The sequence below is a fragment of the Streptomyces pristinaespiralis genome, assembly GCF_001278075.1.
GTDB classification, from domain to species: Bacteria; Actinomycetota; Actinomycetes; order Streptomycetales; family Streptomycetaceae; genus Streptomyces; species Streptomyces pristinaespiralis.
In genome coordinates, this window is the sequence record NZ_CP011340.1 from 871,802 (window position 1) to 895,801 (window position 24,000).

22 protein-coding genes and 1 pseudogene are annotated in these 24,000 nt (G+C 71.6%); 13 read left to right on the forward strand and 10 right to left on the reverse strand.

Translation table 11 applies throughout. The annotated features are described in order from the left end of the window. Window positions 1-52 precede the first annotated feature (52 nt). Window positions 53-448, forward strand: coding sequence for a thioredoxin (trxA, locus tag SPRI_RS03505; protein WP_005308334.1), 396 nt, complete (start codon window positions 53-55; stop codon window positions 446-448). Window positions 449-623: 175 nt separating this feature from the next. Here trxA and SPRI_RS03510 read toward each other — a convergent pair whose 3' ends face one another. Next, on the reverse strand, window positions 624-893 hold the full coding sequence (locus SPRI_RS03510; protein WP_037773074.1) for a hypothetical protein: 270 nt from the start codon (window positions 891-893) through the stop codon (window positions 624-626). Window positions 894-957: 64 nt separating this feature from the next. Here SPRI_RS03510 and SPRI_RS03515 point away from each other — a divergent pair, with 64 nt between their 5' ends. After that, window positions 958-1,455 (forward strand): type II toxin-antitoxin system PemK/MazF family toxin, encoded by a 498-nt coding sequence (locus SPRI_RS03515; protein ID WP_005308338.1) that lies wholly within the window; start codon window positions 958-960, stop codon window positions 1,453-1,455. On the opposite strand, the gene SPRI_RS03520 is transcribed toward SPRI_RS03515, so the two are convergent. Beyond that, window positions 1,440-2,294: a TIGR02452 family protein gene (locus SPRI_RS03520; protein ID WP_037775836.1), complete on the reverse strand. Its 855-nt coding sequence runs from the start codon at window positions 2,292-2,294 to the stop codon at window positions 1,440-1,442. The two genes, SPRI_RS03515 and SPRI_RS03520, sit on opposite strands and share 16 nt — an antisense overlap. A gap of 127 nt (window positions 2,295-2,421) precedes the next feature. Between SPRI_RS03520 and egtA the strand changes: the two genes are divergently transcribed. Genes egtA through egtD form a run of 4 tightly spaced genes read left to right on the forward strand, consistent with a single transcriptional unit; the run spans window position 2,422 to window position 6,730 of the window. Beyond that, window positions 2,422-3,693, forward strand: a complete 1,272-nt coding sequence (gene egtA / locus SPRI_RS03525) for an ergothioneine biosynthesis glutamate--cysteine ligase EgtA (RefSeq protein ID WP_053556685.1) — start codon at window positions 2,422-2,424, stop codon at window positions 3,691-3,693. Continuing rightward, complete coding sequence (gene egtB, locus SPRI_RS03530) at window positions 3,690-5,015, forward strand: ergothioneine biosynthesis protein EgtB (protein WP_005308344.1); 1,326 nt, start codon at window positions 3,690-3,692, stop codon at window positions 5,013-5,015. Before egtA ends, egtB begins: the two co-directional genes overlap by 4 nt. Next, complete coding sequence (gene egtC, locus SPRI_RS03535) at window positions 5,015-5,767, forward strand: ergothioneine biosynthesis protein EgtC (RefSeq protein WP_005308348.1); 753 nt, start codon at window positions 5,015-5,017, stop codon at window positions 5,765-5,767. The genes egtB and egtC overlap by 1 nt, the downstream gene beginning before the upstream one ends. Beyond that, window positions 5,768-6,730 (forward strand): L-histidine N(alpha)-methyltransferase, encoded by a 963-nt coding sequence (gene egtD, locus SPRI_RS03540; protein WP_005308351.1) that lies wholly within the window; start codon window positions 5,768-5,770, stop codon window positions 6,728-6,730. Here the strand turns inward: egtD and SPRI_RS03545 are convergent. The 8 genes from SPRI_RS03545 to SPRI_RS03580 form a co-directional block, all read right to left on the reverse strand. After that, window positions 6,625-7,494: a lysophospholipid acyltransferase family protein gene (locus SPRI_RS03545; RefSeq protein WP_005308354.1), complete on the reverse strand. Its 870-nt coding sequence runs from the start codon at window positions 7,492-7,494 to the stop codon at window positions 6,625-6,627. The genes egtD and SPRI_RS03545 overlap by 106 nt on opposite strands. Beyond that, window positions 7,491-8,309: a GNAT family N-acetyltransferase gene (locus SPRI_RS03550; RefSeq protein ID WP_005308357.1), complete on the reverse strand. Its 819-nt coding sequence runs from the start codon at window positions 8,307-8,309 to the stop codon at window positions 7,491-7,493. The genes SPRI_RS03545 and SPRI_RS03550 overlap by 4 nt, the downstream gene beginning before the upstream one ends. A gap of 346 nt (window positions 8,310-8,655) precedes the next feature. Then, a complete protein-coding gene (locus SPRI_RS03555; protein WP_037773079.1) occupies window positions 8,656-9,903 on the reverse strand; it encodes an extracellular solute-binding protein in 1,248 nt (415 codons plus the stop codon). A gap of 175 nt (window positions 9,904-10,078) precedes the next feature. After that, window positions 10,079-11,527: a cellulose binding domain-containing protein gene (locus SPRI_RS03560; protein WP_053557680.1), complete on the reverse strand. Its 1,449-nt coding sequence runs from the start codon at window positions 11,525-11,527 to the stop codon at window positions 10,079-10,081. Between the two features lie 11 nt (window positions 11,528-11,538). Continuing rightward, on the reverse strand, window positions 11,539-13,095 hold the full coding sequence (locus SPRI_RS03565; RefSeq protein ID WP_005308365.1) for a beta-N-acetylhexosaminidase: 1,557 nt from the start codon (window positions 13,093-13,095) through the stop codon (window positions 11,539-11,541). 12 nt (window positions 13,096-13,107) lie between these two features. After that, window positions 13,108-13,941 carry a carbohydrate ABC transporter permease gene (locus SPRI_RS03570; RefSeq protein ID WP_005308368.1) on the reverse strand — a complete coding sequence of 278 codons (834 nt, stop codon included), beginning with the start codon at window positions 13,939-13,941 and terminating at the stop codon, window positions 13,108-13,110. Beyond that, complete coding sequence (locus SPRI_RS03575; RefSeq protein ID WP_005308371.1) at window positions 13,938-14,834, reverse strand: carbohydrate ABC transporter permease; 897 nt, start codon at window positions 14,832-14,834, stop codon at window positions 13,938-13,940. Before SPRI_RS03575 ends, SPRI_RS03570 begins: the two co-directional genes overlap by 4 nt. Next, window positions 14,831-16,090, reverse strand: a complete 1,260-nt coding sequence (locus tag SPRI_RS03580) for an extracellular solute-binding protein (protein WP_037773082.1) — start codon at window positions 16,088-16,090, stop codon at window positions 14,831-14,833. The genes SPRI_RS03575 and SPRI_RS03580 overlap by 4 nt, the downstream gene beginning before the upstream one ends. A 207-nt stretch (window positions 16,091-16,297) precedes the next feature. On the opposite strand from SPRI_RS03580, the gene SPRI_RS03585 reads away from it, so the two are divergent. The 7 genes and pseudogenes from SPRI_RS03585 to SPRI_RS03610 all read left to right on the forward strand — a co-directional run bounded on the left by SPRI_RS03585 (window position 16,298) and on the right by SPRI_RS03610 (window position 23,805). After that, the gene (locus tag SPRI_RS03585; RefSeq protein WP_005308377.1) at window positions 16,298-17,128 is read left to right on the forward strand and encodes a GntR family transcriptional regulator; all 831 of its coding nucleotides are present in this window, start codon (window positions 16,298-16,300) and stop codon (window positions 17,126-17,128) included. Window positions 17,129-17,457: 329 nt separating this feature from the next. After that, window positions 17,458-17,700 (forward strand): annotated as a pseudogene (locus tag SPRI_RS39715) (NUDIX domain-containing protein); the annotation flags it as partial. Next, the gene (locus SPRI_RS03590; protein ID WP_374987880.1) at window positions 17,675-18,037 is read left to right on the forward strand and encodes a universal stress protein; all 363 of its coding nucleotides are present in this window, start codon (window positions 17,675-17,677) and stop codon (window positions 18,035-18,037) included. The pseudogene SPRI_RS39715 and the gene SPRI_RS03590, both read left to right, overlap by 26 nt. Window positions 18,038-18,546: 509 nt before the next feature. After that, entirely contained in the window at window positions 18,547-19,773 is a 1,227-nt protein-coding gene (locus tag SPRI_RS03595; protein WP_078535190.1) for a sensor histidine kinase, read from the forward strand. A 58-nt stretch (window positions 19,774-19,831) separates the two neighbouring features. Then, window positions 19,832-20,506: a response regulator transcription factor gene (locus tag SPRI_RS03600; protein ID WP_037773084.1), complete on the forward strand. Its 675-nt coding sequence runs from the start codon at window positions 19,832-19,834 to the stop codon at window positions 20,504-20,506. A 383-nt stretch (window positions 20,507-20,889) separates the two neighbouring features. Then, window positions 20,890-21,609 carry a cytochrome d ubiquinol oxidase subunit II gene (locus SPRI_RS03605; RefSeq protein ID WP_050791404.1) on the forward strand — a complete coding sequence of 240 codons (720 nt, stop codon included), beginning with the start codon at window positions 20,890-20,892 and terminating at the stop codon, window positions 21,607-21,609. A gap of 27 nt (window positions 21,610-21,636) precedes the next feature. Further along, complete coding sequence (locus SPRI_RS03610; protein WP_182327894.1) at window positions 21,637-23,805, forward strand: MMPL family transporter; 2,169 nt, start codon at window positions 21,637-21,639, stop codon at window positions 23,803-23,805. The last annotated feature ends 195 nt before the right edge of the window (window positions 23,806-24,000 follow it).

Sequence of the window (24,000 nt, forward strand, 5' to 3'; positions counted from 1 at the left end):
GGCACCGTTGTGCGGGGCGAGTCCCCCGGACCTCAGGAAGAGGTAGCACGTCATGAGCACCGTTGAGCTCACCAAGGAAAACTTCGATCAGGTCGTGACCGACAACGACTTCGTCCTGATCGACTTCTGGGCTTCCTGGTGTGGTCCTTGCCGCCAGTTCGCGCCGGTCTTCGAGGGCGCGTCGGAGCGTCACCCCGACCTGGTGTTCGCGAAGGTCGACACCGAGGCGCAGCAGGAGCTCGCGGCCGCCTTCGAGATCCGTTCGATCCCGACGCTGATGATCGTGCGCGAGAACGTGGCGGTCTTCGCCCAGCCCGGTGCGCTGCCCGAGGCGTCCCTGGAGGACGTCATCGGCCAGGCCCGCGCCCTGGACATGGACGCGGTCCGCAAGTCGATCGACGAGGCCCAGAAGGGCGCCGCGGCCGAGGAGGGCCAGGCGAGCGCCTGACCGGGCACGGTCCCCCGCGCTCAGGGCCCGGCAGCACGTACGGCCGGGGTCCGGCCCGATCCTCGTCGGGCCGGACCCCGGCCTTTCGCGCGTCGTCCACCGGTGTGCGCGGTGTACGCGCGCTGTGCACCGGCGCGGTTCGACCGTCACGCCGGCGGCACACCCGCGGGGGGTGCTACGCCTCTTCCGCGTCCACCACTCGCGCCACCAGTCCCAGCGACAGCTCCGCGCCGTCCACCAGCAGGGCCTCGACCGCGCGGGTCTCGGGGTCGATGTCGACCTCGACGCCGTCGCCGACGTAACGGGGGAAGCCCGACGCGCCCAGCTCGCCCGTGGCGTCCACGACGGCGGACCGGATGACGTCCTCGGCGAGAGTGGCGGGATCGTGCCCTTCGACGTGTTCGGGGACCACGATGATCCCGAAGCGCTGCGGTTGAGTGTTCATGCAGGCGACGCTAGACACCCGCCGCCGCGGCCGCATGTCGCCGGGCGGGTACTACCGTGACCGGATGACGCATTCCACCGCCCCTTCGCCCGGTCCTCGTGGACCGCACGGTTCCACGCGCTCCGACGTCTTCGGCCACCAGCCCGGCAGCAGCGGCCCGGCCGCCACCACACAGGCGGATCCGGTCCGCGTCGGTCCGGTGCGCACCTCGTACGCGCCGGATCGCGACGGCGATCCGGACCCCGGCGAGATCGTCTGGACCTGGGTGCCGTTCGAGGAGAACGACGGCCGCGGCAAGGACCGGCCGGTCCTGGTCGTGGCCAGGGAGGCGGCCGGCACGCTGCTGGCCGTCCAGCTGTCCAGCAAGCGGCACGACAACGACCGGGAGTGGGTGCCGATCGGCGTCGGGCCGTGGGACGGCGCCGGGCGTGAGTCCTGGGTGGATCTGGACCGGGTGCTGCGGGTGCACGAGACGGGCATGCGCCGTGAGGCGTGCGCCCTGGACCGGCCGCGGTTCGACCGGGTGGTGCGGCGGCTGCGGGAGCGCTACGGCTGGAGCTGAGCCCCGGGGGCGCCGGTCCGGTCGGCGAAGGTGCGGCGGAACGCGGCGAGCGTCGGCGAGGTGCCTGTCCGGTCGAGCACGGCGAAGACGATCTCCTCGAAGTGGCCTGCGAACCGGCCGCTGCCGGTCAGCAGCGCGTGGAAGGCGCCGGCGACGGTCGCGGGGTCGTTGCGGAACACGCCGCATCCCCAGGCACCGAGCACGAGACGGCGGTAGCCGCCGGCCACTGCCGTCTCCAGGACCCGTTCCGCTCGTGACGCGAGCGCGGCGGGGATGCGGTGGGCCTCGCCCGGTGTGCGGAGTGCGACGACTCCCGCGTTGGGGGCGGGAGAGGTGAGGAAGCCGACCGTGAACGGCTGCTCCAGCAGTTGCCCCCGGTCGTCGCGGAAGACCGGCACGCCGGGCGAGAGAATCACCCGGTCGGTGTAGAAGACGCTGCGTTCCGTCCGGTGGTGCTCGTAGAACCCGGGCACGCGCAGCAGCGTGGCGTACAGGGCGGACGCCCGGCACAGCGCTTCCTCCTGGGCCTGGGCCCCGTTGAGGTAGCCGCCGCCGGGGTTGCGGGCGGAGGCGAAGTTCAGGACGGCGACCGGTCCCTCTCCTGCGCCGGTGAGCCGCCGGGCGGCCTCGGTGCTGCTCTCGCCCGTGACCTCGAAGTCGGTGATCCGGTCGGTGTCCGGTGAGACGGGAACCGGCTCCGGTCCGTACATCCGTGTGCCCGCCAGTGCGGCGGCGAGCTGCTGCCCGATCCGTATCCCGCGTCCGTCAGGAAGGCGGTACCCCCCGGCCCCGACGATCTCCTCGGTCTGCTTGGCGATTCCCCGTAGTCGTGCACTCATGCCCGACATCATCAAGAACCCCGGGTGACGGCGGCAAACACATTTCCGCTCCTCAGGGGCACTCTTGTGCGGACCCGCAGCGGTGGCCTTAGGTTGACAGTTGTCCCTTCGACAGGAGGAGCCGATCATGCACCGAGCGGGAACGGGCGACTTCAGCCGTCCGATGTCCGAGGACGAGGCCGAGGACCTGCTCCGATGTATCTGCTTCAAGACGGGCCCGCCGCGCACCCTGGGCGTGGAGGTGGAATGGCTGGTCCATGACCGGGAGAAACCCGGTGAACCCGTGGCGCGCGACCGCCTCAGAAGCGCCTTCGACGACATACGCGCCCTGCCCCTGACCTCTGTACTGACCTTCGAGCCCGGCGGGCAGCTGGAACTCAGCTCGCGCCCCGCCGCCTCCCTGATGGAGTGCATCGACTCCACAGCCGCCGATCTGGACGCCGTGCGAACGGCCCTCCGTCCGGCAGGCCTCGCACTGAACGGCATGGGACTCGATCCCTGGCACCCGCCCCGCCGCATCCTCCGTGAACCGCGCTACGACGCCATGGAGAGATGCCTCGACCGCTCCGGCCCCTACGGCCGCTCCATGATGTGCAGCTCCGCCTCCGTCCAGGTGTCGCTCGACGCCGGTGAGGAGGAGCCGGGCCCGCTCGGGCACGGCCGCCGCTGGCGGCTCGCCCATCTGCTGGGCGCTGTGCTGCTGGCGGCCTTCGCCAACTCGCCCATGATCGCCGGGCGTCCCACGGGCTGGCGCTCCACACGCCAGGCGGTGTGGAACGTCCTCGATCCGGTGCGCCCGATGGCGCCTTTGCCGGAGGCGGAGCCGCGGGCGGCGTGGGCCGCGCACGCGCTGGACGCGCCCGTGATGTGCGTACGCATGCCGGAGGGGGCGTGGCCGCTCCCCGAGGGGCTGACCTTCCGGGGCTGGCTGCGCTCCGGCGGGCCGCGTCCGGCGACTTCCGAGGATCTGCGCTACCACCTCACCACGCTGTTCCCGCCCGTACGTCCGCGCGGACACCTGGAGTTGCGCATGATCGACGCGCAGCCGGGCGAGAACGGCTGGATGGTGCCGCTCGCGGTGACCGCCGCGCTCTTCGACGATCCGGAGGCGGCGGAGACCGTGTACCGCTCCCTCAAGCCCCTGGCGGAGGCCATGGGCGCCGGCGCCGCGCCGCGCAACGCGCTGTGGGTGGCGGCGGCCCGGCACGGGCTGGCCGAGGAGGAGCTGCGGAGCGCGGCCGTGACGTGCTTCGCCGCGGCCCTCGAGGCGCTGGGGCGCCTCGGCGCGTCGACGGTGGTGCGCGACGAGGTGGCCCGTTTCAACGAACGCCATGTACTGCGGGGCCGGTGCCCCGCCGACGACCTGATCGCCACCGTGGTGAAGGAGCCCGGCACATGACCGACCAGCTGCGGAGTCTGGCACTCGATGCGCTGACCCGTGCCCGTGACCGCACCGCCGCTCTCACGTCGTGCGTGGACGACCGTGATCTGACCGCCCAGCACTCGCCGTTGATGTCGCCGCTGGTGTGGGACCTGGCCCATATCGGCAACCAGGAGGAGCAGTGGCTGCTCCGCCAGGTCGGCAAGGGCGAGGCACTGCGGCCGGAGATCGACTCCCTCTACGACGCGTTCGAGCATCCGCGCGCCGCCCGTCCCTCCCTGCCGCTGCTGGCACCCGCGGAGGCACGGATCTACGCCTCCGACGTGCGCGGCAGGGTGCTGGACATACTGGAGCGCACCGCGTTCGAGGGCGGTCCGCTCCTGGACGCCGGCTTCGCCTTCGGGATGATCGCCCAGCACGAGCAGCAGCACGACGAGACGATGCTGATCACCCATCAGCTGCGGAAGGGGCCGCCCGCCCTGTCCGCGCCCGAGCCGCCCGCCCACGACATCGGTCCGCTGCCACGTGAAGTGCTGGTGCCCGGCGGGGCGTTCACGATGGGGACCTCCACCGAGCCGTGGGCGCTGGACAACGAACGGCCCGCGCACCGGCGCATCGTGCCCGCGTTCCACATCGACACGACTCCGGTGACCTGCGGCGAGTACCAGGCGTTCATCGAGGACGGCGGCTACCACGAGCGCCGCTGGTGGGCGGCCGAGGGCTGGGACCAGATCCGTCAGCACGACATCGGCGCGCCGCTGTTCTGGCGCCGGGAGGGCGGGACGTGGCTGCGCCGCCGCTTCGGTGTCACCGAGGAGGTCCCCCCGGACGAGCCCGTGCTGCACGTGAGTTGGTACGAGGCGGACGCGTACGCGCGGTGGGCCGGCCGGCGGCTGCCGACCGAGGCCGAGTGGGAGAAGGCCGCACGGCACGATCCGCACACCGGCCGGGCCCGCCGCTACCCGTGGGGCGACGCGGACCCGACGGAGGCGCACGCCAACCTCGGCCAGCGTCACCTGCGGCCCGCCCCGGCGGGCAGCTATCCGCAGGGAGCCTCGCCACTGGGCGTACGGCAGCTCATCGGCGACGTCTGGGAATGGACGTCGAGCGACTTCCTGCCCTATCCAGGCTTCGCCGCGTTCCCGTACCGCGAATACTCGGAAGTCTTCTTCGGGAGCGAGCACAAGGTGCTGCGCGGCGGTTCGTTCGCCGTCGACCCGGTGGCCTGCCGGGGCACGTTCCGCAACTGGGACCTGCCCGTGCGCCGCCAGATCTTCTCCGGCTTCCGTACCGCACGGGACGCGCAGCAGCCCGCAGGCACCGACGTGGGCGGTCTCTGATGTGCCGTCATATCGCTTTCGTCGGACGGCCGGAGCCGCTGGCCGCACTGCTCGTCGAGCCCGGACACGGTCTGTTCCGACAGTCCTGGGCGCCGCGCCGGCAGCGCTACGGCACGGTCAACGCGGACGGCTTCGGGATCGGCTGGTACGCGGACGGCGACCCGGTGCCCGCCAGGTACCGGCGCTCGGGGCCGATCTGGGCGGACCTGTCCTTCACCGACCTGGCGCGCGTGGTGCGCAGTCACGCGGTACTCGCCGCCGTGCGGGACGCCACCGCGTCCGGCGCGGACGGCGAGGCGGCGGCGGCGCCGTTCGCCTCCGGGCCCTGGCTGTTCAGCCACAACGGCGCGGTGCGCGGCTGGCCGGCATCGATGGGCCCGCTCGCCGCCGCGCTGCCGGCGGAGGAACTGCTGTCGATGGAGGCGCGCAACGACTCCGCGCTGCTGTGGGCGCTGGTGCTGCGCCGGCTGCGCGAGGGCGACTCCCCCGCCCAGGCGCTCGCCGACACGGTCCGTGACACGGCCGCGGCCGCGCCCGGATCCCGGCTGAACCTGCTCCTGACGGACGGCACGGTGATCGCCGCGACCGCCTGGGGCGACACCCTCTGGTATCTCACCGAGCCCGGCCGGCGCACGGTCGTGGCCTCGGAACCGTACGACGACGATCCGCTGTGGCAGGAGGTGCCGGACCGGACGCTGCTGACCGCGACCCGCACCGACGTCCTGCTGACCGAGCTCAAGGAGCCGACCTAAGTGAGCCCGTTCCTGCTGACCCGTACCCTGCCCGAGGACGCGACCACCGCCGCGCTGAGGGCCGATGTGCTGCACGGCCTGACCCGTACGCCCAAGACCCTGCCGCCGAAATGGTTCTACGACACCCGCGGCAGCGAACTGTTCGAGGAGATCACCCGGCTCCCCGAGTACTACCCGACCCGCGCCGAACGGGAGATCCTCGCCGAACGGGCACCGGAGATCGCCGCGGCGACCGGGGCGCGGACGCTCGTGGAGCTCGGGTCCGGCTCGTCCGAGAAGACCCGGTTCCTGCTGGACGCCCTGCCCTCGCTGCACAGTTACGTCCCCGTGGACGTCAGCGAGAGCGCGCTGAACGGCGCGGCCGAGGCCCTGCTGGCCGATCATCCGGACCTGAACGTGCACGCCCTGATCGCCGACTTCACTCACGGGCCGACGCTGCCCGTGACGCCGGGACCGCGGCTGGTCGCGTTCCTCGGCGGGACGATCGGCAACCTCCTGCCGGACGAGCGGGCGCTCTTCCTTCGGTCCGTCCGGGCCATGCTGGACCCGGGCGACTTCCTGCTGCTCGGCACGGACCTGGTGAAGGACGAGGCGGTACTGGTGCGCGCGTACGACGACGCCGCGGGCGTCACCGCCGAGTTCAACAAGAACGTCCTCGCGGTGCTGGCGCGGGAGCTCGGAGCGGACGTGGATCCCGGCGACTTCGACCATGTGGCGCGCTGGGACCGCGACAACGAGTGGATCGAGATGAGACTGCGGGCCCGCTCCGCCCTCACCGTGAAGATTCCGGAGCTGGATCTGGTGGTGCCGTTCGAGCAAGGGGAGGAACTGCGGACGGAGGTGTCCGCGAAGTTCCGTCAGGACGGTGTACGCACCGAACTCGCCGCAGCGGGGATGGACCTGACGCACTGGTGGACGGACGGGGAGGGCAGGTTCGCGCTGTCGCTCGCGACGGCGAGCTGAGCGGCCCGCGCCAGTGAGCGGCGGTCGGGGCGGCTTCCGGGGAGGATCGGCGGCAGCAGCCGGATCTCCGCGGTGAGCCTCTCGGCCGCCGCGACCCGCCACAGGGAGGCGAGCAGCGGATCGTCGCCGACGAAGGCCGCCGCCCCGGTGGGCGTATACGCGATGTGTACGGGCTGGACGGCGGCGCCCGCGTCGAGGGCCGCCTGGAACGCGGCGGGCCGGAACCGTCCCTGGCCGCGCCCGCACCAGGTGGAGCCCTCGGGGAAGACCACGACACGGGCACCGCCGCGCAGGGCGTCCGCCATCGACGCCACGGCGGCGGGCAGGGCGCGCAGCCGGTCCCGTTCCAGGAAGAAGGTGCCGCCGCGGGCGGCGAGCGGCCCGAGGACCGGCCATGAGCGGACCTCGCTCTTGGCGAGCATCCGTCCCGGCAGGACGGCGGCGACCAGGGGGATGTCCAGCCAGGAGATGTGGTTGGCGACGACCAGTGAGGCCCGCAGGTCGTGCGGCACACCGACGACGTGTACCCGCACGCCGAACGCCCGCAGCACGGCACGCGACCAGCAGCGGGTCAGCCGGTGGCGGAAGGGGGCGCCGAGGAGTACGCCGAAGAGGGCCGCGAGAGGGGCGAGCAGCAGGCCGCAGCCCACGGTAGCGAGGCCCGCCAGGAGCCGGGCGAGGGCCTTGACCGGCCCGGCGGCGGGCCCGTGGCCTCTCGCGCAGCCCTCGGGCGTGCAGGGCGCGAAGGGGAGCCAGGCGCTCATCGCACGGGGGCGAGGGAGAGGAAGTGCCGCAGGTAACGCGGGTCCGTGCGGCGCAGCGACAGCAGCACGTAGAGGTCGGCGACGTTGAACTCGGGGTCGTGGGCGGGCGCCCCGCACACCCAGGCGCCGAGCCTGAGGTAGCCGCGCAGCAGCGGCGGCAGTTCGGTGCGGCCGGCGGGGCGGGTGACGCCCTCCGCGTTCCACAGCTTGTGCGGGGTGACCCAGTGCTCCTCGGGAGCCAGGTTCTTGGCCCGCACGGTGTCCCAGGTCGCGGCGGCGAGGGTGCCGCCGTCGGCGAGGGGGAGGGAGCAGCAGCCGGCGAGCCAGTTGTGGCCGGTGCGGGTCATGTAGCGGGCGAGGCCCGCCCAGATGAGGGCGATCACGGCGCCGTTGCGGTGCAGGGGGTGGACGCAGGAGCGGCCGACCTCGACGAGGTCGTCACGGATCGGGTCGAGGCGGGTGAGGTCGAACTCGCCCTCGGAGTAGAGGCGGCCGGCGACACGGGCGCGCTCGGGCGGCAGCAGCCGGTACGTGCCGACGACGTCCCCGGTGTCCGCCTCCCGCACGAGCAGGTGGTCGCAGTAGGCGTCGAAGGCGTCGGAGTCGAGACCCGGCTCGGGTCCGTCGAGCCTGGCGCCCATCTCTCCGGCGAACACCTGGTGGCGCAGGCGCTGCGCGGCACGCACCTCCTCCTCGTCACGGGCGAGCGAGACGAGGTAGCGGGGCTCCGCCTGCTGGGGCGGAACGGGAACGGACGGCGGGGCGGTGAGGGGAGCGGTCAGCGGGGCGGGGACGGCGAGCGGCGATGCGGGCATGGCGGTCTCCTGTGCCGGACGGAGGGACGGACCGCTGGTGCGGCGGCCCGGCTCCTTGTTTCTTCCGTGGCCGGCTGGATTCGACATGACCGCCCGGCGGAGAGCGGATGTGAGGACGCTGAATGCCGGGCAATGCGCGGCGGCTGCGCCGGGCCGCCGCGCCGGGCCGATGCGGGTCCGCGGTTCCGCAGGCGTGGCTCAGGCTCTCGGCTGCGCCCGTCGCCCGGGGCGTCGGCTCGGCTTCAGTGGTCAGGGACCGAGGATCCGGAGCCGTTGCCCAGGTCGTCCCGCTCCGGGCTCGTGGGACCGGGTCCCGTCGCTCCAAAGCGGGCTTCCGCCCCTCCCGTCAGGGCAGCAGCGCCGCCGTGATCCTGTCCGACGCCGCTCGGGCCGCGCGGGCCGGGTCCTGCCCCTGAAGGACGGCCGTCATGTACGGCTTGATGGGGTTGTCGGCCTCGACGGCGGCCCACTGGGGCGAGTTGGGAGTGGCCCGGCCCTTCGCGGCGCCGGCCGCCATCGCGGCCGTGCCTTCACTGCCCTCGATGACCCCCGCGAGCGTCGTCTTGTTGGGGACGTAGTTCATCGTGAGGGCGAGCTCGGTCTGCCATTCCTCGCTCGCGAGCGCCTTCACCACCTCGACGCCGGCGGATCTCTCCCGCGCGTTCTCGGGCACGATCAGGTCGGAGCCACCGATGAAGACGGCGCCCGGGGCCTCCGCCGTCCTGCCCGGTACGGGGAAGAAGCCCAGCTTCCCCTTGAGGGCGGGATTGGCCTTCTCTATGAGGGGCGCAGCGCTCGGCACGGCGATGATCTGCGCGACGTCGCCCTTGGCGAAGACGTCCGCCTGGGGAGGCGTCACCTCGTCGGCGTCCTTGGGCCCGTTGCCGTGCGACTGGAGCCGCTTGTAGAAGTCCATGCCGCGCAGGGCCGCCTTGGAGTGCAGGGCTCCCTCCCAGTTCCCGCCCTGTTCGACGGCCAGTTGTCCGCCCTCTTCCCAGACGAAGCCCGCGAGCGTGTACCAGTCCTGGCCGGAGAGGTAGATGCCCTGGCTGCCGGGGCCGTCGAGCTTTTCTGAGATCTCCAGCCATTCGTCACGGTCCTCGGGCGGCTCTGTGATGCCGGCCTGGGCGAAGAGGTCCTTGTTGTAGATGACGACACGGTTGGCCGCGTACCAGGGGATGCCGTACTGGGACCCGTTGATGCTGCCCGGTTCCGCCAGACCGGGCAGCCAGTCCTCGCTGCCGAGGTCACGGACGGATTCGAGGGTCAGGTCGCGCAGCGCGTCGCTCTCGGCGTACTGCGCGACCTGGGTGTTGCCGACCTCGATGACCTCGGGGGCGTCGTCGCTCTCGAGCGCCGCCATGACCTTCTTGCCGATGCCCGTCCACTCCTGGAAGGTCACCTTGAGGTCCACGGACGGGTGCTGTTTCTCGTACTCGGTGGTGAAACGTTCGAGGAACTCGTCAGAGACGCTGTCCTTCATGAGCCAGATGTCCACGGTGCTCCTGGAGGAACCGCCGGGGACCAGCCCGCAGCCGACGAGCGTGGCGGCGCACACGAGTGCGGCGGACAGGACGAGCGAGCGGTTCTTCACGTAGGTCACCTTCTGCGTGGCACGGAGAATGGACCCGACGTGGGGGGAAGCGCGCGGCGCTCGCACGGGTTGTGGCTGGATTTTGGTCTGTACCAAAGGTCCGGTCAAGTCCGGGAACGCACCGGGCCGCGGAACGGGGCGGGTGCGAGGACCGCACCCGCCCCTCACAAGGTCTTCACCCGGTGGCCGGAACGGTGTCCTCGAAGCCGACCCCCGCCGACCGGTACGCGGCGACCTTCGCAGCGGCCTGCGCGGGGGTGAGGACCTGGTCCTTGACGTGCAGCACGTAGTCGACCTTCTGGTCGTAGGAGCGGGGCGTGGTGCTGCCCTGGCCCGCCAGATCGATCAGCCACTGGTTGAAGTTGATGCTCATCGCGCGCTCGGGGAGGTAGCGGGCGTCGTGCCGGCCGAACTCCCGGCCGTCGACGTAGTAGACGATGCTGTTGTTGTCGATGGTGAGGACGAGGTCGTGCCACCCGGCGTAGCTCGCCCGGACCTCGGAGTGCTGGTTGACGGCCTCCCACGGGTCGGGCCGGTAGGTCTCCCACGAGGTGGTGTACAGGATGTTCGCGGGCTCGCCCCAGCCGCCGTTGGGCAGGTACTCGAAGTCGTACTCGGCGTAGTCGTCCGCCATCGGGGCCTTGAGGTCGTTGATGGTGAAGAACGTCTGGACGAGGTGGTCGCCGTCCGGGCCGGAGCGTGGGGCGTCCGAGAAGTGGACCCGGGCCGCGTAGGTGCCGTTCTTGAACTTCATGGCCTTGGTGAGGATCTCGGTGTGTTCGGTGGTCGCCCCGCTGCCCGCGGTGGAGGTCTCGAGGTTCATGATCGAGTTGGTCCCCTCCTTGGCAAAGGTGACGTTCTCGGGCGCCCAGGTCGCGCCGGGCACGCCGGGGCCGCCCGCGTTGGAGCGGACGCTCCAGCCGTGGGCGCCGATGGCCGGGTCGGTGTGCGAGGTGTAGTTGAAGTCGTCGAAGAGCGCGGGCCCGTCCGCCGGCGGGTCGGTGGGGTCCGTCGGATCGGTGGGGTCGGTGGGGTCGTTGCCGGCGGGGGCCGTGCCCCACACCGTCGGGCCGCCGACGCTCGCGGTGACCTTGGTCCAGTCACCGTACGAGGTGCGGCCGGGCCCGAAGGAGTAGTCGTCGCTCTGGTCGAGGGGCCGCCAGTCGGAGCGGTGGAAGCGCAGTTGCATGTCGCCGGTGTCCGCGCCCGGGGCGAGGGTGCCCGCACCCGCCCGGAACCCGATCTCCAGGTAGCGGTCCGCGTCGGCGGTGGGGGCGGCGAGCGTTCCGAACGTGCCGGTGATGTTCGCGCAGCCCCGCACCGCCCATGAGCAGGCGAAGGTGTAGGAGGCGCCGGCGTCGGCCTTGAAGTAGTAGCGGATACGGACCTCGCTCAGGGAGAGCGTGGTGCTGCCCGAGTTGACGACCTTGAACCACGGCTCCGCCTGGTCGCTGCCGCTCGAGCTCTGGCGGTACTGGACCCTCACCGAGGAGTCGGCGGCCGCGGCCGGCAGGGCGGACAGGGTGGCACAGCCGAGGCCGGCCACCACGGCGGCGGCCAGTGCGGCACGCGCCCGGAGGCCGGGGCGGGTACGGGGTCGGCCGGTACGCGCTGATGTGCTCATGCTGGTGCTGGTCACCTGGTTTTCCTCTCGGAAGGGGTGGTCGTGGGGGGTCGGCCCGGAACGCCGAGGGCGCCGAGCCGGGCTCTGTGGTGGTGCAGCCGTGCGCTGAAGCCCCGCCAGTCGCCGCCGCCGGTCCAGGCGGTGTCGGCCAGGGCGCACAGCCGGGGGAAGGCGAGGTACTCGGCGTGCTCTGCCGTGGTCACGTACTCGGTCCACAACTGGGCCTGGGCGCCGAGCACGCGGGCCGCCGCCTCCGGCTCCCAGTGGGCCGGGGCCGGCTCCGTCGCGTACACGGCCCGCAGATCGACGATCCCGCCGGGCTGGCCGGGCGGTTCACCGGTGTCCGCCGACTGCGGGTAGTCGAGGTAGGTGGAACGGTAGGGCGCCATGATCACCTGCTGGCCGCGGCGGGCGGCGGCCAGAGCGTGGGCCTCGTCGCGCCACATCATGGCCGTGAACGAGGACGGCAGGTCGAGGCCGGTCTCCGTCCAGCCGAGCGGCTGCCGTCCCCGCTCCTGCAGATGGGCGCCGATCCGGCCCATGAACCAGCCGTGCAGCGCCTCGGGGCCGCCGATGCCCTCCTGTTCGGCGCGCAGCCGCGCCGCGGCGGAGGCGTGCCACTCGGTGGTGGGACACTCCTCGCCGCCGATGTGGACGTGCCGGGAGGGGAAGACGTCCATGACCTCGTCCAGGACGGTGCGGCAGAAGTCGAGGACTTCGTCGTGCACGCCGAGGACGGTCTCGCATACGCCCCACCGCCTCCAGACGTCCAGCCGGCGGCCGGGCCGGTTGCCCAGGTGCGGGTAGGCGGCGAGGGCCGCGCGGACGTGTCCCGGCATCTCGATCTCGGGGACGACGGTGACGCCGCGGTCGGCGGCGTACGCGACCAGTCCGGCGAGCTCCGCCCGGGTGTAGGCGCCGCCGTGGGGCAGACCGCCCACCTCGGTGAGCTTCGGGTAGGCGGCGACCGGCATCCGCCAGCCCTGGTCGTCGGTGAGGTGCAGATGCAGCACGTTGAGCTTGTGCAGCGCCAGCAGGTCGACGAAGCGCCGGAGGAATTCCACGGGCAGGAAGTGGCGGGCCACGTCGAGCATCGCGCCGCGCCAGGGGAAGCGGGGTACGTCGGTGATCTGCACGCAGGGCAGCGACCAGTGCGCGCCGGGCGCCGGTGCGCCCGACAGGGCGGCGGGCGGCAGCAGTTGGCGCAGGGTCTGGATGCCGTGGAGCAGCCCCGCGGGGCGGCCGGCGCGCAGCAGCACCGCGTCGGTCCCGACGGTGAGTCCGTAGCCCTCCGCGCCGAGGCCGGTGAGCTGGGGGTCGAGGGCGAGGACGACACGGCCGTCGTGGGCGAGGGGCAGTGGCAGGCCGGTGGCCGGGGCCAGGTGGCCGCGCAGGAGTTCGGCGGCCCGCTCCGCTCCGCGGGTGGCGCGGACGGCGGTGCTGCTGTCGAGCACGAACTCGCCTGCCGAGCAGGTGAACTGGGTGGGCGCCGGGACCAGTGCGGGACCGGTGCGCGGTCCGGAACGGGCGGATGCGACGCGCGGTGGTCCGATGCGGGGTGCGGGCATGGTGTCGGTCTCCTATCCCTTGACCGCGCCGCCGGTCATCCCGGCGGAGACCCGGCGCTGCAGCACCAGGAAGAGGACGAGTACGGGCAGGGCGAAGAGCGTGGAAGCGGCCATCGTCGCGCCCCAGTCGGTGCCGAAGACGTTCGAGAAGGAGGAGAGCCAGACGGGCAGGGTGCGGTCGTCCTGGTTCTTGATGATCAGCATGTTGGCGAAGGCGAACTCGTTCCACGCGGTGATGAAGCCGAACAGCGAGGTCGCGAGGAGCCCCGGCGCGAGCAGCGGGAAGGTGACGCGGCGGAACGCGGCGGCGCGGGTGCAGCCGTCGACCTGCGCGGCCTCCTCCAGTTCGACGGGGATCGCGGCGAGGAAGCTGCGCAGGGTCACGACGGTGAACGGCAGGGTGATCATGAAGTAGACGAGGGTGAGGGTGGTCAGGCTGTCGAGCATGTCGGCGTCCCTGGCGATGATGTACATCGGGATCAGCAGGGCCTCCCAGGGGGCCACCTGGGCGATGAACACCATCAGGACGAATCCCCGCCGGCCCTTCCAGCGCAGCCGGGCGACGGCGAAGGCCGCGCCGGTCGCCACCAGCAGGGCGAGCAGCACACTGCCGGCGGTGACGGCCAGACTGTTGCGCCAGAACGACCAGAAGCCGTCCGCGCGCAGGGCGTTGGCGAAGTTGTCGAGGGTCAGGGAGGTGGGCAGCAGCGCCGGCGAGCCGGTGTGGATCTCCGCGGCCGGTTTGAAGGCGGTCAGGATCATCCAGTACACGGGGAACACCGAGAGGACGAAGACGATCAGCGCTCCCGTGTTCAGCGCCAGCCGCCGCGGCGAGGTCGGTCTCACTGCTCGGCCTCCTGTTTGAACATCTGCCGGAAGTAGAAGATCAGCGCGGCGACGAGCATCAGCACGGTCAGCGTCGCGACAGCGGCCCCGAGGTCGTAGCGGTGCAGCGACTGCGCCACCTGGTAGGCGTAGACGGGCAGGGTGGTCGTCGCGCCGCCCGGTCCGCCCCTGGTGACGGCCCAGATCTGGGCGAAGCAGCGGAAGACCCAGATGACTTCGAGGCAGAGGATCAGCCCGAAGACCGGGCGCAGGACGGGCAGCGTCACGGACCAGAAGATCCGGCCGCCGCCGGCCCCGTCGATCCTGGCCGATTCGAAGAGTTCGGCGGGGACGGTCGCGAGCGCGGCGTGCAGGGTGACGGCGACGAACGGGACCGACTGCCACACGACGAGCAGCACCAGGAGCGTGAAGGCGGCCGGGCCGTGCGCGAGCCAGGAGTACCCCTCGAAGGAGTCGAACCCGATCCCGGCCAGCACCCGGTTGACCAGTCCGAGGCGCGAGGAGAACAGCCACTGGAAGACGGTCGTGGTCGCGATCACGGGGCTGGCCCAGGCGAGCACGAGTCCGCTGAGCACCAGGACCCTCATCCTCCTGCCGAGCCGCTGGAGCATGAGGGCCACCAGCGTGCCCAGCACCATGATCAGCACCACGTTGACCGTGGTCCACCACAGGGTGCGGCGGACCACCTCCCAGAACTCCGCGTCCCCGAGGATCTCCCGGTAGTTGTCCAGACCTGTGAAGACGGCGTCGCCGCGGATGAGTTCGCCCATCCCGTACTGCTGGAAGGAGATCAGCAGGTTGCGCGCCAGCGGGTAGGCGAGCAGGACGGCGGCGCCGAGGACGGTCGGTGCGATGAGCAGGTAGGGCCAGAGCGCGCGGGGCGAACTCCTCATGAGCCGAGCGTCTTGGTGATCTTGTCGGAGGCTTCCTTCGCCGCCTTCGCCGGGTCGCTGCCGGTGAGCACCGCCGTCATGTACTGCTTGACCGGGTTGGTGGCTTCGACGGCCGCCCACTGCGGGGAGTTGGGCGTGGCGCGTCCATGGGCGGCCGCGGCGGCCATGGCAGCGGTGCCCTCGTTGTCCTCGATGACCCCGGCGAGGGAGCTCCGGTTGGGGACGTAGCTCATGGTCTTCGCCAGGTCCGTCTGCCATTTGTCGCCGGCGAGTTCCTTCACCACCTGGTAGGCGGCGTCGTGGTGGGCGGAGGCCTCGGGGATGATCAGGTCGGAGCCGCCGGTGAAGGTGGCGCCCGGCCGGCCGGCGGTGGGGCCGGGTACGGGGAAGAAGCCCAGCTTGCCGGCGAGCGCGGGGGCGGCCTGCTCGATGATCTTCGCCCCGCCCGGTACGGAGATGATCTGGGCGACGTCACCCTTGGCGAAGACGTCGGCCTGCGGCGGCTTGGCCTCGTCGGAGTCCTTGGGGCCGTCGCCGAGGGCCTGGAGGCGCTGGTAGAACTCCATGCCCCTGAGCGCTTCCGGCGAGTGCAGCGCGCCCTTCCAGGTGTCGCCCTCGCGTTCGGCGAGCTCGCCGCCCTCGTCCCAGATGAAGCCTGCGAGGGTGTACCAGTTCTGGCCGGGCAGGTAGATGCCCTGGTTGCCGCCGGCGTCGAGTTTGCGGGTGATCTCGAGCCATTCGTCGCGGGTCTTCGGCGGGGCGGTGACACCGGCCGCGGCGAAGAGGTCCTTGTTGTAGATCACGACGCGGTTGGCGGCGTACCAGGGGATGCCGTACTGCTTCCCGTCGATCTTTCCGGGGTCGGCCAGGCCGGGCAGCCAGTCGGCTCCCGCCAGTTCGCCGACCTTGTCGGTGAGGTCCTTGACGCCGCCGCTGGCGGCGTACTGGGCGACCTGGGTGTTGCCGACCTCGATGACGTCGGGTGCGTCCCGTCCGGCGAGCGCGGCGGTGATCTTCTCGCCGATGCCGTCCCACTCCTGGATCTGGATGTCGAGCGTGGTTCCCTTGTGCCGCTGCTCGAAGTCCTTCTCGAAGCGCTTGAGATAGGCGTCGGAGACGCTGTCCCTCATGATCCAGACGGTGAGTTCCTCCGTGCCTCCGGCCGCGTCGGACCCCTGACCGGACGAGGAGCTGCACGCTGCGAGCGGCAGGGTGACGGCGATGGCGGCGGCAGCGGCGATGGAGCGAATCTTCAACTGATCCACCTCTGAAGTGAGTTGACCAATTGGTAAACTGGCCAACGGCGTGGCTAGAAGGTGGCATGGACCAATGTTGACGTCAAGGGCTTTGAAAACACTGGTTCGTTCACGGCGATCGACCCCGGCATCCCGGCAAGCACTGGTAAGTGGCGTCGTTTACCATCTGACCAGTTGTCGACGACGTGGAGCAGAGAGGCAGGGTCCATGGAGAGCAGCTCTTCGGGCGCCGTACTGAAGCGGGAGAGGGTCAGGGAGTTCCTGCTCGGCCTGATCGAGGCCGGCCGCCCCGGTGACGCCATTCCCTCGGAGCGGACCCTCTGCGCGGAACTCGGCGTCTCCCGCCCCACCCTGCGTGCCGCCGTGGACGAACTCGTCGCCACCGGGCAGCTGCTGCGCGAACACGGCCGCGGAATGTTCGTCGCGCCGGCGAAGATCACCCAGGAACTCGTCTCCGACGAGGCGGCGTTCGCCGTCCCCCGCGCGGCGGGCGCCTGGTCGAGCCGGGTCCTGGAGCTCGCCACCATCACGGCGGGCGCCCGCATCGGCCGCAAGCTGCGGATGTCCCCCGCCGCCGAACTGGTCTACATCGCCCGGCTGCGACTCGTCGACGGCGCCCCCATGGCGATCGAGCACCTGCACATCCCGGCCCGGCTCGTTCCCTCGCTGACCCCGCAGGAACTCGAGGCCGGAGACCTCTACGACCATCTGCGCGAGCACCACCAGGTGCATGTGGACCAGGCCGTCCAGTCGATCGAACCGACCGTCGTCAACGAGGCGGAGGCCGCGGTGCTCGACGTGCCGGTCCTCTCCCCCGCGCTGCTGGTCGAGCGCCTGACGACGGACACCGCCGGCAGCCCCGTCGAGTACGTCCACTCGGTGTACCGCGGCGACCGCTACCGCATCGTCTCCCGCCTCGCGCTCGGCCCGTCCGCCGCACGCGACGGCCGTCCGGCGGGCCACCATCCCGGCATCCCTCCGGGCGACTTCGCCCACGGCGACATCATCACGTCCTCGACAACCGGCGACGCGTACTGAACCCGCCTCCAGCCGCGACGGTCACAACGGCACACCGGCATCGCGCAGATGCACCCGAACACCGGCGACCACGAGAAGGCCCTGCGGCTGTTCACCGAACGCGTACGGATCGCGTCGGAGCCGACGACGCGTGGAGCCGTGCCTGATCGCTGCGGGGCACGGCCGACGTGCTGTCCCTGCGGGGCACGGCCGACGTGCGGTTCCGGGCGGCACGGTTGTCGGTGGCTGCCACTACCGTCCGTCGGGTGACGCACCGTCTGCTGGAACCCCGCACCCTCGACGCCGCGATCTGCGATGCACGCCGCGCTCGCACCGTGTACGACAACGCCGTGGAGTGGCTGCTTCGACCCGAAGCGGCGACCAGTGGTCCGCTCGCCGCCGAGGCGTGGGTGTTCGACAGCGCACTGACGCACGTGCTGCTCGTGCGCCATCGCCGGCGAGGATGGGTACCGCCCGGCGGCAAGGTCGACCAAGGGGAGACCCCACGCGAGGCGGCCCGGCGGGAACTGCTCGAAGAGACCGGCGTCCGCGCCGAGATGCTCGGTCCTGGAGGCCGCACTTCGCAAGGCATCACTTCGGCTGGTGAACGTCTGGAGCATGCTGATCCAGGTCGGCGGGGTGGTCACCATGCTGGACGGCATGGATGCCGTCACCCAGCGGCACCAGAACCACCTTGAGATTCTCGCCGACCGCATCCGCCACGAGTTCCGCCAACTACCCGTCCACATCGACCTGAAGACCGCCGAGTCCATCGCAGGCACTCTCGTGGAGACCAGCCGCACCGCGGGTCTTCTCGTCTTGGGGAAACACCACGCCGCAACGGCGCTCGGCTCCCATATCGGCCGGGTGACCCACGCCCTGCTCCACCACGCACACTGCCCCGTCCTGATCGCGCCTCGCACCCGGTGATGCCTCCCGGGCCGGGCCACGGCGGCAGCCGGGATCCGTCTGCGATCGGCTCCCGGCTGCACGAGCAACCGCGCCGTCCTCTTGCATCATGGGCAGCGTTCAAAAAACTCCTCGCAGTTCCTGCACGAGACGATCGAGCTGGGCGTCCCTGGGACAGCGGGACACGGCGTCCTCGAGGTCGGCGACGATCGACTCCGCGAAGGCGTCCTGCCGCGCTCGGATCGGACGGGAAGCATGGCCCGGACCCCGAACTCCCGCCTTCTGGAAGGGCTGGAGTCGCCCCGGCGAGGTATGGCCGTCACCTGACCGACGACGCCGCGAGGGCCGACGCCCTGGTGACCGGCTCAACCACCCGACCCAGGTACGGCCTCGGTCGGGTCACCCACCCGACCCAGGTACGGCGTCGGTCGGGTCACCCACCCGACCCAGGTACGGCCTCGCCCTCGGCGCACGCGCATACGACCTATCTCCCCTGGGCCGGCCGGGCGAAGGTCCGTACTCTGAACACCATGCTTCTCTCCTGGGCTCGGGCATTCCGGCTGGACCGTGTGGTCGTGCTGACCGGCCTCGCCCTGTTCGTCGACTGTGGGGCGCGCGTCTGGCTCGAGGGCGCCGACACCACGCCGGCCGAGGTGCTGGGCTGGGCGCTGGCCCTCGTCGGCTGGCTGGCGCTCGGCTTCCGCTACCGGTGGCCCGTCTCCGTCGGGGCGGCGACCATGCTCGCGGCAGTCGCGTACTACCAGCTCACCGAGAGCGACGGGCCGACGCCGGTGATCGTCTTCATGGTGGCGCTGTACACCCTGGCCAGAGTCGGCCGGCTCACCGTCGTGGTGAGCCTCGCGGTCGTCGTCATGCTGGTGGTCACCTACGGCGAGTTCGTCGCCGTGGGCGACCAGCGCAAGGTCGACAACATGTCGATCATGCTGCTCAGCGGCTGGTTCCTGAGTGTCATCGCGTTCGGCCACGCGATGCGGGTGCGGCAGGCGTTCGAGCACGAGGCGGAGCAACGGGCGCTGGCCGCCGAGCGGGAGCGCGACGTGCGGGCCCGTCAGTCGGCCACCGAGGAGCGGCTGCGGATCGCCCGTGAGCTGCACGACGTTCTGGGCCACAGCATCTCCCTGATCAACGTGCAGGTCGCGGCGGCTCTGCACCGCAGCGCCAAACGCCCCGGGCAGACCGCCGAGTTGATCAGCGCGCTGGAGTTCGTGCGGGACAACAGCAAGGAAGCGCTGCGCGAACTGCGCGGCACTCTCGGCGTGCTGCGCCAGGTGGACGAGGGGGCCCCCACCGCGCCGACGGCCGGTCTGGAGCGGCTCGGAGAACTCGCCGAGCGGGCCAGGGCGACCGGCCTCGCGGTCACTCTGGAGACCCACGGCGAGGCGTCCGTGATCCCGCCTCAGATCTCACTGGCCGCCTACCGCATTGTGCAGGAGTCGCTGACCAACATCACCCGTCACGCGCAGGCGCGCCACGCGGTCATCGAGGTGCGTTTCGCAGCGGAGGAGTTCCGGGTGCGCGTCGAGGACGACGGGCGGGGGGCGGCGGACGGCTTCGCCGGCAGCGGTATTGCGGGGATGACCGAGCGGGCCCGGGCGCTGGGCGGCGAACTGACCGCAGGTGACACCGGTTCGGGCTTCCGGGTGGAGGCCCGGCTGCCCCTGTGCCCGGCGGGCGGGGAGGCCCGGCGGTCCGGCAGTTCCGCCCCCGCGGTGGCAGGCGCGGCGGCGGACCGCTGACGGCCGGTTCCGGTGGCCGACCGGCCGGGTCGTCCGCCGTGTGACTACCCTGTGGCACATGACGACGCCCATCAGAGTCGTGCTCGCCGACGATCAGAGACTCGTGAGAGCCGGATTCCGGTCGATCCTGGACGACGAGGACGACATCGAGGTCGTCGGCGAGGCCGCCGACGGCGTCGAGGCGGTGCGGCTCGCCGGTGAACTGCTGCCGGACATCGTCCTGATGGACATCAGGATGCCCGAGGAGGACGGTCTGGCCGCCACCCGGCGGATCACCGGGGACGAGCGGCTGTCCGAAGTGAAGGTACTCATCCTGACCACCTTCGACATGGACGACTACGTGTTCAACGCCCTGTACGCGGGCGCCTCGGGGTTCTTGGTCAAGGACACCGAGCCGATGGAGCTGCTGCACGGCATCCGCGTCTGCTCCCGGGGCGACGCCCTGATCGCCCCCAAGGTGACCCGCCGGCTCATCGCGGAGTTCACCAACCGGATCCGTCACCCGGACCCGAGCCCGCGGCTCAACGCTCTGACCGCGCGCGAGCACGAGGTCCTCGGTCTGGTGGGCGCGGGCCTGACGAACGACGAGATCGCCCGCAGGCTGGTGCTCAGCCCCGCCACCGCCAAGACACACGTAAGCCGCATCATGTCCAAGCTCGGTGCCCGTGACCGCACCCAGCTCGTCATCACCGCCTACGAATCCGGCATGATCACGCCGGGCTGGCTGAGCTGAATGCACCAGCTCCGTGCCGTCGTGCCGTCCCGCCCGGCGGAATCCCGGCCGGCCTGTACCCCCGCACCACCCCGGTTGTAGTGCCGGTGCGTCCCCGCGCGGGACCCCTAAAACGCCCTGAACTGCGGTGACGCCGCCGAGACCGGAGGCGGAGCGGCCGTGGTGTGCATCCCCGGTGGTACGCCCCGGACCGTCCTGCAACCGGCGTCGTACGCCGGGTGCAATCCGGCGGCCGACGCGGGACATCGAGCCGTGAGCCGATCGTGGAGGCGTGGAAAAGCAGACCACCCCCCCATACATCCCCCGGAGCCGCGGGGCTCCCTCTAGGGAACCCGCCGGTTCGCCCACGACCGCCGCCCCCGGCCCGCCGGCGGTGAGCGGTCGTGGAGCTGGTCGCCGTCGTGCTGCTCGCCGGCTGTTCCGCCGTGTACTTCGTGTTCGGCGGAGCGGACATCGGCCTGGGCATGGCGCTGCCGTACCTGGGGCGCGACCGCGCCGAACGGCGGCGGGCCGACGGTGCGCTGTGGCCGCTGTCCGTGGTCCACGAGGGCTGGCTGCTGCAGGCCCTCACGGTCCTGGCCGGCTGTTTCCCCGCGCTGGTCGGCGAAGTGACCGGCGGACTGTGGCTGGTGCGCAACGCCGGCCTGTGCCGGCGGGCGGCGGGCGGGGGGCCGGTGTGCGACGCCCTGGTGGTCGCGGGCAGCTGCGTGCTGGCCTGCGGCTCGGGCTGGACGCCGGCCTCCGTGGTCGACGAGGAGTCGGGACGGCCCGCACCCACCACGACCGGTGCCCCGACGGCGGCCGCGGTCGCCCTGCTGTTCCTCGCCCATGGCATGAGTTCGGCCGCGCTGCGGCTGACCGGAGCGCCGCTGCGCCGTGCCCGCGTGCTGACGGGTCAGCACGCGGGCACGCACTCCTACGCCCTGACCTCCGCGGTCATGGCGGCACTGCCCCTGCTGGCCGGGCACCGGCTGCCGCTGTGGGAGCACGTCGCCCACGGCTCCGTACAACGTCTGCTGCTGCCCTTGTTGATCCGCGCCGTTCCGCTGCTGCTCGCCACCCGGGCGCGGCTGCGTCGCCGGCCGGACACCGACCCACTGTGAACCCTGCGGAGAGAGACCGAAGCAACCATGACCCTGACCGAAGAGACGACCCGGACACAGAGCCGGGAGGGCGTGTTCGCACGCGTCGCCGGCTTCTCCTACCGCCGGAAGTGGCTGGCCCTCATCCTGTGGTTCACCGTGCTGGTGGGCGTGTGGGCGGCCGCGACGGTGGTGGGCGACGACTACCGCGAGGACTACGCGCTGCCCGGCACCGAGTCGCAGGCGGCGGCCGACGTGCTCGCCGAGCACGGCGCGGCCCGCACCGGTGACACGATCTCCATCGTGCTGAGCGACAAGGGCGGACTGAGGACCCCGGAGGTCGAGCAGCGCGTCGAGGGCATGCTGGCGGACGTCGCCGGCCTGCCCAACGTGGAGCAGGTGCGCAGCCTGTACGACGACTCCGCCGCCGTCTCCGAGGACGGCACCATCGGTTACGCGACCGTGGTGCTGGAGGTCGCCTCGAAGGAGATGCCGAAGGAGGACACCCAGAAGATCTACGACGCCGCCACCGCCGTCGAGGGCGACGGGCTCCGGGTCGAGCTGGGCGGTGACGCCGCCCGGGTGCTCGGCGAGAGCTCGGGCAGCGCGGCCGAGGGCGCCGGTCTGCTGGCCGCGCTGGTCATCCTGGTGTTCATGTTCGGTACGATCATCGCCGCCGGACTGCCCATCATGACCGCGGTGTTCGCGGTGGGTTCGACGCTCGGGGTGATCGTCCTGATGTCGCACCTGTTCATGATCGCCGACTGGACGACGTACGTCATGATCCTCGTCGGCCTCGGTGTCGGCATCGACTACGCGCTGCTGATCTTCGCCCGGTTCCGGGCGGAACTGGTGCGCGGCATCGCCCCCGAACGGGCCACCAAGGACGCGCTGGACGTGGCCGGCCGCTCGGTGTTCTTCGCCGGCTGCACGGTCATCCTCGCCCTGCTCGGTCTGGTCGCCCTCGGTCTCGGCTCGCTTCAGGGCATGGCCGTCTCGGTGGCGCTCACCGTGCTGGTCACCATGATCGCCTCGCTGACGCTGCTGCCCGCCCTGCTGGGCGTCTTCGGCGAGCGCTTCGCCCGCCAGTTCACCGCGCGGGCCGCCAAGCGCGTGGCCCTCGGCAAGCCCGAGGAGGGCACCACCTGGCGCAAGCTGGCCGCCGGGGTGCAGCGCCGGCCGCTGGCCGCGCTGCTGGCCGCAGGAGTGATCCTGGGCGCGCTGTGCGTGCCCGCGCTGACCATGCGGCTGGGCTTCGCGGACGCGGGCAGCGACGCGGTCGACACCACCAGCCGTCAGGCCTACGACCTGCTCTCCGACGGTTTCGGCCCCGGCTTCAACGGCCCGCTGATCGTCATCGTGGACGGCGGTGAGGGCGGAGCGGAGCAGGCGGGCACCGTCGTCGCCCGGGCGCTCGGCGAGGTCCCGGGTGTCGAGGCCGCCACTCCGCCCGTTCCCACCGAGGACGGGGAGGCCGCGACGGTCCTCGTCTTCCCCTCCTCCTCGCCGCAGGACGGGAAGACGTCCGACCTGGTCGCCGAGTTGCGCGACGACGTACTGCCCCCGCTGGCGGGGGACACGGGTGCCCGGTACCTGGTGGGTGGTTCCACGGCCGCGGCCGAGGACTACTCGCAGAAGGTCTCCGACCGGATGCCGCTGTTCGTGACGATCGTCGTGGGCATGTCGATCCTGCTCCTCATGGCTGTCTTCCGCTCGGTGCTGATCCCGCTCAAGGCGGCGCTGCTGAACCTGCTGAGCATCGGTGCCGCGCTGGGCGCCATCACGCTGGTCTTCCAGCACGGCTGGTTCGGAGTGGAACCCGGCCCGATCGAGGCGTACCTGCCGGTGATGATCTTCGCCGTGGTCTTCGGCCTCTCGATGGACTACGAGATCTTCCTGGTCTCCCGCATCCACGAGGAGTGGGTCCGCAGCAAGGACAACACCCTGGCCGTCCGGGAAGGCCTCGCCCACACCGGCGGTGTGATCACCGCGGCCGGTGCGATCATGGTCGTCGTCTTCGGAGCGTTCATGCTCAGCCCGCAGCGCCTGCTCCAGCAGACCGGCTTCGGCATGGCGGTCGCCATCTTCGTCGACGCGGTCGTCATCCGCTGCCTCATCGTCCCGGCCGTGATGCAGCTCCTGGGGCGCCGCGCCTGGTGGTTCCCGGCGCCGCTGGAGCGTCTGCTGCCGAAGGTGGAGCTGGAGAAGAACCACTGACACGCCGGCGTCCTGACGACAGCCACAGCGTGATGGGGCCCGGGGCGGGAGGAGTCATTCCTCCCGCCCCGGGCCCTTCACGGGTGGCGGCGGGCCCCGCCGGTCGTCGGCGTGGCCGCTTCGCCAGATGAGCAACGGCGGATCATGCTGCCCTGCATCGAGCATTCGCTCGGACGCCACGCCCTGCCCTTGCGC